At 63.4% G+C, this 7400-nt stretch carries 6 protein-coding genes; 3 read left to right on the top strand and 3 right to left on the bottom strand.

Annotated features, from left to right (window positions below):
* Positions 1-2212 (bottom strand): NADP-dependent malic enzyme (locus EN932_RS24390; RefSeq protein ID WP_164890601.1); only part of this gene is annotated, 2212 nt, incomplete at its 3' end.
* Positions 2213-2389: 177 nt separating this feature from the next.
* Positions 2390-3169 (bottom strand): SDR family oxidoreductase, encoded by a 780-nt coding sequence (locus EN932_RS24395; protein WP_027161489.1) that lies wholly within the window; start codon positions 3167-3169, stop codon positions 2390-2392.
* A gap of 118 nt (positions 3170-3287) precedes the next feature.
* Here EN932_RS24395 and EN932_RS24400 point away from each other — a divergent pair, with 118 nt between their 5' ends.
* Positions 3288-4103 carry a UDP-2,3-diacylglucosamine diphosphatase gene (locus EN932_RS24400; RefSeq protein WP_027161490.1) on the top strand — a complete coding sequence of 272 codons (816 nt, stop codon included), beginning with the start codon at positions 3288-3290 and terminating at the stop codon, positions 4101-4103.
* Positions 4104-4227: 124 nt separating this feature from the next.
* A complete protein-coding gene (locus EN932_RS24405; RefSeq protein WP_027161491.1) occupies positions 4228-5442 on the top strand; it encodes an MFS transporter in 1215 nt (404 codons plus the stop codon).
* On the opposite strand, the gene dgcA is transcribed toward EN932_RS24405, so the two are convergent.
* Complete coding sequence (gene dgcA, locus EN932_RS24410) at positions 5413-6396, bottom strand: N-acetyl-D-Glu racemase DgcA (protein WP_027161492.1); 984 nt, start codon at positions 6394-6396, stop codon at positions 5413-5415. The two genes, EN932_RS24405 and dgcA, sit on opposite strands and share 30 nt — an antisense overlap.
* Positions 6397-6472: 76 nt before the next feature.
* On the opposite strand from dgcA, the gene EN932_RS24415 reads away from it, so the two are divergent.
* A partial coding sequence (locus EN932_RS24415; RefSeq protein ID WP_164890602.1) for an ABC transporter permease occupies positions 6473-7400 on the top strand: 928 nt, incomplete at its 3' end.

The raw sequence follows: 7400 nt of genomic DNA on the forward strand, positions 1-7400 counted from the left end.
TGTCGGTGCCGAGCAGGATCGGCCCGACATGCAGCGCATCCGTCATGGTTCTGAGCGCCGTCAGCGTGATGTTGGCCGAATCGAGGTTGGGGAACACCAGCAAATTGGCTTCGCCCTTCAGTCTCGAATGGGGATAGACGCGCTGGCGCAGGTGCTCCGACAGAGCAGTGTCCGCATGCATCTCGCCATCGCATTCAAGGTCAGGCGCGATGCGCGCCAGGATCGCCGCTGCTTGCCGCATCTTCAGGGCGCTGGGCGAATCGCGCGAGCCGAAATCGGAATGCGACAAGAGTGCTGCCTTCGGCTCGATGCCGAAGCGCTGGATTTCTTCCGCCGCCAGCACCGTCATCTCGGCGATTTCTTCCGCCGTCGGGTCGACGGAGACGTGGGTGTCGGTCAGAAAGATGATGCCGCGCTGCGAGATCAGCATTGAAAGCGTCGACAGGTCGTGGTCCTTGATGCCGGCGCGGGGGCCGATGATCAAGGTGACGTTGCGCAGATGCCGCTCGAACCGACCTTCGAGGCCGCAGACCATGGCGTCGGCATCGCCGCGTTTCAGCGCAAGTGCTGCGATCACCGTGTTGTCGGTGCGCACCATGGTGCGCGCGGCCTCCGTCGTCACGCCACGCCGGCCGGCGAGTTCGATCAAAAGGTCGACATAGTGGCGGTAGCGCGGATCGTCTTCCGGGTTGATGAGGCCGAAATCGACCCCGGGCTTGATGCGCAGGCCGTAGCGCTTCAGGCGCACTTCGATGACGTGCGGGCGGCCGATCAGGATCGGCTCGGCGATGCCTTCCTCGAGCACCACCTGGGCAGCCCGCAGCACGCGCTCATCCTCGCCGTCGGCATAGATGACGCGCTTGGCGCTCGATGCCTTGGCGGACGAGAACACCGGCTTCATCACCAGGCCGGAGCGGAAGACGAAGCGGTTCAGCTTGTCGATATAGGCAGCAAAGTCGGTGATCGGCCGCGTCGCGACGCCGGTGTCGCAGGCTGCCTTGGCGACCGCGGGCGCTATGCGCAGGATCAGCCGCGGATCGAAGGGCGAAGGGATCAGGAATTCAGGGCCGAAGATCGGCGTCTCGCCGGAATAGGCGCGGGCCGCGACGTCCGAAGGTTCCTCGCGTGCGAGCGCTGCGATTGCCCGCACCGCCGCCATCTTCATCTCCTCATTGATGGCGCTGGCGCCGCAGTCGAGCGCACCGCGAAAAATGTAAGGAAAACACAGTACGTTATTGACCTGATTGGGAAAATCGGACCGGCCGGTGCAGATCATCGCATCCGGACGCGCTGCACGCGCTATTTCCGGCATGATCTCCGGATTGGGGTTGGCCAGCGCCAGGATCAGCGGCTTCGGCGCCATGTGCTGGAGCAGTTCCGGCTTCAGTACGCCTGCCGCCGACAGGCCGAGGAAGACGTCGGCGCCCGAAATGACGTCGGCCAGCGTGCGCGCCTCGGTGTCCTTCACATAGGGGTCTTTCCAGCGATCCATCTCATCGGTGCGGCCCTTGTAGGCGACGCCGAAACGGTCGGTGACCCAGATGTTTTCGACCTTGGCGCCGAGCGAGACCAGCAAGTTGAGGCAGGCAAGGGCGGCAGCCCCGGCGCCGGAGGTGACGATCTTGATGTCCGATATGGTCTTGCCGGCGAACTCCAGCCCGTTGAGCACGGCGGCAGCGACGATGATGGCTGTGCCGTGCTGGTCGTCGTGGAACACCGGTATGCCCATGCGGGCCTTCAGCTGTTCCTCGACCTCGAAGCATTCCGGCGCCTTGATGTCCTCGAGATTGATGCCGCCGAAAGTCGGCTCGAGGGCCGAGATCGTCTCGACCATGCGCTCGATAGCGGGCGCGTCGATCTCTATGTCGAAGACATCGATGCCGGCGAACTTCTTGAACAGGACGGCCTTGCCTTCCATGACCGGTTTGGAGGCCAGCGGGCCGATATTGCCGAGGCCGAGCACGGCCGATCCGTTTGTGACGACACCGACCAGATTGGCGCGTGCGGTGTAGTCGGCGGCGGTCGCCGGATCGTCGCGGATTTCCAGGCAGGGGGCGGCGACGCCGGGGGAATAGGCGAGCGCGAGGTCGCGCTGATTGCCGAGCGGCTTGGTCGCCTGTATCTCGAGCTTTCCCGGCCTTGGGTGCTTGTGGAAGTAGAGGGCGGCTTCGTCGAGGTCCGAACGTGCCGTCTTTTTGCTCTCGCCTTCCATGCGGCCACTCCCTCGAAATCTGCCTGGAGATTCCCTTTTAGCATGCAGCCGTGGCTTTTCGCGACGCTAATTGACGCGCCGGCGGCAATACCCGGCGGCGCGTAGAAGACCTCGAATAATCAAATACTTATGACGATTTTCTGACGGACGGCTCCGACCGTTTCACGGATAAGTTGATCAAAAGGCGCTGACGTAAAGACCACCATCGACCGGTATGTTCTGCCCGGTCAGATAGCCGGCATGGACCGAGCACAGGAAGGCGCAGATCTGGCCGAACTCCTCCGGCGTGCCGAGCCGCTTGGCCGGAACATCGGCGCTGATGCGGGTCTTGCGCGCGGCTGCGGCCTCAGGGCTTTCGACTGTGCCGGCCTCATGCGGGCCGCGCAGCCGGTCGGTGTCGAGCTTGCCCGGCAGAAGGCTGTTGATGGTGACGTTGCGGTCGACAACCGTTCTGGCCACGCCGGCAAGGAACGAGGTCAGGCCGGCACGCGCGCCGGACGACAGGTCGAGGCCGGGAATGGGCACATAGACCGACAGCGAGGTGATGTTGACGATGCGACCGAAGCCGCGCGCCGCCATGCCGTCCAGCACGGCCTGCACGAGCTCGATCGGAGTCACCATGTTCTGGGTAACGCCTTCGAGGATCTTTTCGCGATCGAGCGTGCGGAAGTCGCGAAGCGGCGGTCCGCCATTGTTGTTGACCAGGATGTCCGGCTCGGGGCAAGCCACGAGCAGCGCCTTCTGCACCTCCGGCTTCGAGACGTCGCCGACGACTTCCGTCACCGTGACGCCATAGCGCTCGCGCAACTCAGCGGCGGTTTTCGCCACCAGCTCCGCATTGCGTCCGTTGACGACAATGTCGCAGCCGGCTTCCGCCAGCGCCATGGCGCAACCGCGCCCAAGTCCCTTGCTCGAAGCGCAGACGATGGCCTTCTTTCCGCGGATACCGAGATCCATGACGATTTCTCCTGTGATTTGGCCGGCAAGCTAGTCCTTCGGCTGGACCAATCGCAACCGTCATACGGTTGTTGCATGAATCGGGGCATAGGCTCGCGAAAGCAACGGTGAAATCGCGATGTCCGGCCAAGAGCCCCGCACTTTCCGCAGCATGTTCATTTCCGACGTCCATCTGGGCTCGAAGGCGGCCAAGGCCGAGTTCCTGATCGATTTCCTTCGATATCACGATGCCGATATCATCTATCTGGTGGGTGACATCGTTGATGGCTGGCGGCTGCGGCGGAGCTGGCATTGGCCGCAAAGCCACAACGACGTCGTGCAGAAACTGCTGCGCAAGGCGCGCAAGGGCGCCACCATCACCTACATCGCCGGCAACCATGACGAGTTCGCCCGCCAGTTCCAGGGCGTGCATTTCGGCGGCATCGTCGTTGCCGATCGCGCCATCCACGAGACCGCCGACGGCAAGCGGCTGCTCGTCATCCATGGCGACCAGTTCGACACCGTGGTCCACAATGCGCGCTGGCTCGCCTATCTCGGTGACCACGCCTATGACGCGGCCATGCTGGTCAACCGCGTGGTGACGCGGCTGCGCCAACTGCTCGGCCTGCCTTATTGGTCGTTTTCGTCCTGGGCCAAGCACAACGTCAAGAAGGCGGTGAACTTCATCGGCTCGTTCCAGACCATGCTTGCCGACGAGGCGCGCCGTTCGCATGTCGATGGCGTCATCTGCGGCCACATCCATCATGCCGTCATCGAAAATTTTGGCGATGTCCAGTACATCAACACCGGCGACTGGGTGGAAAGTTGTACGGCTGTGGTCGAGCATTTTGACGGCCGCATGGAAATCCTGACCTGGGCGCAGGTGCTGCCCGAGGCGCCGGACGAGCCCTTTATCCCGCTGCTCATCGAGGACCGGGTAGGGCAGGCGGCCTAGTCCGAAGTCCTTTCGGGCTTCGGAATCAATCAATTAGTCCAACCGGTTTCGTCCGGTTTTCGTCCATGTTAAGGGATCGATACGCGTTGCCCTCCGGTCGAATACAGCGCGATTGGATCGATTCATGTCCCTGCCGCAGCTCTCGCCCGAACAACTCGTCAAGCCGCGCCATTTCGAACTGCGCATGAGCCTCATCTTCGCGACGCTTTTCGTGCCGCTCGGAACGCACTTGCCGTATTTTCCGCTGTGGTTGCAGGCCAAGGGTTTTCATGCCGAGCAGATCGCGGTCATTCTGGCGGCGCCGATGTTCCTGCGCGTGGTGACGACGCCGCTGCTGACCGCGCTGGCCGACCGTGCCAGGGACCGCGCCGACGTCTATGTCGCGCTGATGGCTGCGTCGCTGCTTTTGTCGGCAGGTTATTTCCTGACACCCACCTATGCGATGGTGCTGGCGGTCTCGCTGGCGCTGACCATCGTCTGGACGCCGCATTCGCCGATCGCCGATTCGCTGGCTCTTTCTGGTGTCCGCCGCTTCGGTTCGAACTACACAAGCATGCGTAAATGGGGCTCGATTTCCTATTTGTTCGCCAATATCGCCGGCGGCTTCATTCTGTCGGTAACCGGTTCACAAGCCGTTCCGGTTATCATTCTGGTGGCGTTTGCCGCCGCCCTTGCCGCTGGCCTGCTGGCGCCGCGCCTTGGCCGTCCGCGGCGCGCCTCGCCGCTGTCGGCCACCGACATCCAGCATTCAGCGCCGAAGCTTCTCAACCCGTATTTCCTGTATTTCTCCATGGGCGTCGGCGTCATCACCGCCAGCCACGCATTCCTCTACGGTTTCGTCTCCATCTACTGGAAGTCGATCGGCCTCGGTGATTCGGTAGTCGGTCTCTTATGGGCTTGGGGCGTGGTGTCGGAAGTCTGCATGTTCATGATGTTCACCCGCTTTTTCGACCGGTTCTCCGTCGTGTCGGTCATGGTGATGGCCGGAATCGGCTCCATCGTGCGCTGGATCGCCTTTCCGCTGGTCTGGCCGCTCGGCCTCGGCATTCCCGGCTTCTTCGCTGTCCAGTCGCTGCACTCGGTCTCGGTGGCGCTGGGGCTGATCGGGCTGCAGAAGATGATCGGCGAAACGATCTCCGAGGAGCGGACAGGTGCCGCGCAAGGCATCGCCTATTTCTCCAACGGCTTCTTCATGGCGGTGGTGACGCTGGCGTCCGGCCCGCTCTACGACCGTCTCGGTGTCGACGGCTTCTTTGCCATGATCCCGATTGCGTTGATCGGACTGGCGCTGATCGGCCTTGCTGCGCGCTCAGCCCCAGAGCGCCGTATCGGGCGGTGACACCAGCGATCCCTGGTAGACAAGGCCCGGTACCCGGTCGCGGGCAAGCAGCAGCGGACCGTCGAGGTCGACGAAATCGGCATGCTGGGCAAGCAGCACCGCTGGCGCCATCGCCAATGAGGTGCCGACCATGCAGCCGACCATCACGCCGAAACCGAGTTCGCGGGCGCGATCGCGCAGCACCAGTGCCGCAGTCAGCCCGCCCGACTTGTCGAGCTTGATGTTGACGGCATCGTAGAGACCGACAAGCGCTTCGAGATTCTTAGCCTCGTGCACGCTTTCATCGGCGCAGATCGGCACCGGATGCGCGATATGGCGCAGGATCTCGTCATGACCGGCCGGCAGCGGCTGTTCGATCAGCGCGATGCTTTGTTCGGCGGCAAAGGCGAGGTTCGCAACGATGTTGTCGTCGCTCCAGCCCTCATTGGCGTCGAGGATGATGCGGCTGTCTGGCGCTGCCTGCCTGACCGCGCGGATGCGGGCAATGTCGTTGTCGCCGCCGATCTTGACCTTGAGCAGCGGCCTCGCGGCATTGGCGCGGGCCTGCGCCGCCATCGCCTCCGGCTCGCCCAGCGACAGCGTGTAGGCGGTTTCGAGCGCCTGCAAGGGAACAGCGCCTATCGCAACCGCCACCGATGTTCCGCTGAGCTTCGCCTCCAGATCCCATAGGGCGCAGTCTATGGCGTTGCGGGCGGCTCCGGCCGGCATGGCATCGAGCAAGGCGCTGCGGCTGATGCCATCGGCGATCCGGCCGCGCATGGCGTCGATCGCCTCGCGCACGCCCTCAATCGTCTCGCCATAGCGCTTGTAGGGGACGCATTCGCCGCGGCCGAAATGGCCGCCGTCGCTGATCGTGCAGGAGATCACTTCGGCTTCGGTCTTGGAACCGCGCGAAATGGTGAAGGTTCCGGCGATGGGAAAACGCTCGGCCTCGACCGAAATGACACGCGCCATATTTTTCTGCTCCTGCTGTGCGACAAGCGTTGTCGGCAAATCGACAGGTCAGACCCGTCAGGCTAAACAGGACGCCATGTTGACCATCGGCAAGCGCGACGCAAGCGGCACGACCGCAGGGGAGGCTGACCACGAACCGCGCGTGGCGATCGGCGAGGAGGACGGCGTTCTTGGCTGCGCTTTCTCCGGAATCTGGACGACACGGACCGTTGCACTCGTCGACGCCGACATGCGCAAGATCGAAAAGCGAAGCGGCTTCAAAACCTTGGCGCTCGATGTTTCCAAGATCGAGAAGATGGACACTGCCGGCGCCTGGCTGATCGACCGGCTGGTCAGCGCCTTCGAGAAGAAGGGTGTCGAAATCCAGATGCAAGGCCAGAGCGAGATCGCTTCGATCCTGCTCGAAGCTGTCGGCGAGGCCGTGCGGCGCGAACCCGAATCCGGCCCGGTGCGACCGCCCAACATCGTCATTCGCGCGCTGGAGGCGGTTGGCCGCCGGGTCTACGAGATGCGCGACGATTTTCTCGCGTCGATGAACATCCTCGGCGCCACCATCCGTGGCGCGCAGATGAAGCTCGGCCGTGGCCATGCCGTCAACCCGGCGGCGATTTTCAACCAGATCGACCGTATGGGCGTCGGCGCCATTCCGGTGGTGGTGCTGATGTCGGCGATCGTCGGCGCCATCGTTGCCCAGCAGGGCGCCTATCAGCTCAGCTATTTCGGCGCCGATATCTTCGTCGTCGACCTCGTCGGCGTGCTGATCCTGCGCGAACTCGGCGTGCTGATGACGGCGATCATGATCGCCGGCCGCTCCGGCAGCGCGATCACCGCCGAGATCGGCTCGATGAAGATGCGCGAGGAGGTCGACGCGCTGAAGGTCATCGGACTTAACCCGATCGGCGTCCTGGTCTTTCCGCGCCTTGTGGCGCTGGTCATCGCCTTGCCGTGCCTGACCATCATCGCCAATTTCGCCGCACTCGGCGGCGGCATCCTGGCTGCCTGGC

The organism is Mesorhizobium sp. M7A.F.Ca.US.002.01.1.1 (assembly GCF_004022955.1).
Classification (GTDB): Bacteria; Pseudomonadota; Alphaproteobacteria; order Rhizobiales; family Rhizobiaceae; genus Mesorhizobium; species Mesorhizobium ciceri.